This window comes from Streptomyces sp. C (assembly GCF_000158895.1).
Lineage (GTDB): Bacteria > Actinomycetota > Actinomycetes > Streptomycetales > Streptomycetaceae > Streptomyces > Streptomyces racemochromogenes.
The window spans coordinates 839749-841051 of record NZ_GG657750.1; the positions used below are offsets into that span (position 1 = coordinate 839749).

General features: G+C 77.2%; 1 pseudogene. It reads left to right on the forward strand.

From position 1 onward, the window contains the following. Positions 1-856 precede the first annotated feature (856 nt). Positions 857-1303 (forward strand): annotated as a pseudogene (locus tag SSNG_RS41765) (pyridine nucleotide-disulfide oxidoreductase); the annotation flags it as partial.

A 1303-nucleotide genomic window follows, 5' to 3' on the forward strand; every position in this document is an offset into this window, starting at 1 on the left:
CTGGCCGGCATGCTCACGGCCGCCGCGCTCGCCGGGGCGGGTTCCGGGGCCGGGGCCGGCTCCGGTGGGGTCGTCGTCGTCGAGCGGGACGTGCTGCCCGACGGGCCGTTCCCCCGCAAGGGGCTCCCGCAGGCGCACCACGCGCACCTGCTGTGGTCCGGCGGGGCCACGGCCGTGGACTCCCTGCTGCCCGGCACCGTCGGCGCGCTGCGCAAGGACGGGGCCCACCGGATCTCGCTGCCCACGAACATGGTCGGCCTCTCCCCCGAGGGCTGGTTCCGGCGCTGGGCGCGGGAGTCCCACTACGTGCTCGTCGCCAGCCGCGACCTGCTCGACTGGCACGTCCGCCGGGCCGTGGCGGCGCTCCCGAACGTCACCGTCGCCGACCGCACCGAGGTGCTGGGCCTGACGGGCGGCGCCCGGCGCGTCACCGGGGTCCGGGTGCGCGGTGCGGACGCCGTGACACGGGTCCTGGACGCGGACCTGGTGGTGGACGCCTCCGGGCGGGCCTCGCGCACGCCGCTGTGGCTGGAGGAGTTCGGCGTGCCGCTGCCCGCCGTACGGACCGTCGACCCCGGGCTCGTCTACGCCAGCCGGATCTTCCGGGCCCCGAAGGACCTCGGGAACACCTTCCCGGTCGTGGTGAACGTCCAGGCGGCCGATCCCCGCCGGGCCGGTCCCGGCCGGTCCGCGACGCTGGTCCCGATCGAGGGCGACCGCTGGCTCGTCACCCTGTCGGGGACGCGCGGCGGCGAACCCGGCACGGACCCGGAGGCCTTCGGGGACTTCGCCCGGGCGCTGCGGCACCCGATCGTGAGCGAGCTGATCGCCGGGGCGGAGCCGCTGACGGACGTGGGTGCTCACCCGTACGACCGTCAACCGCAGGCACCACTACGAGAAGGCCGCGCTCCCGGCGGGGCTGCTGGTGCTCGGGGACGCGGTCGCCGCGTACAACCCGGTGTACGGGCACGGGATGTCGGTGGCCGCGCAGAGCGCCCTCGCCCTGCGGGACTCCGTCGCCCGGTACGGCCTGGCCGACCCGCGGCTCGCCGCCCGGGCGCAGCGGGCGCTAGCCGGGCCGGTGGCCGCCGCCTGGACGCAGTCCACGGGGAACGACGTCTTCTATCCCGGTGCGACGGAGGGCGGCCCGACGGCGGCCGAGCGGGCCGTCGCGGCGTACGTACGGCGGCTGATGCGCACGAGCACCGGCAACGGGCGGGTGGCCCGGGCGGTGACCGACGTGATGACCCTGGAGCGGCCCGCGTCCCGGCTGTTCACCCCGCCGGTGCTGCTGGCGGCCCTG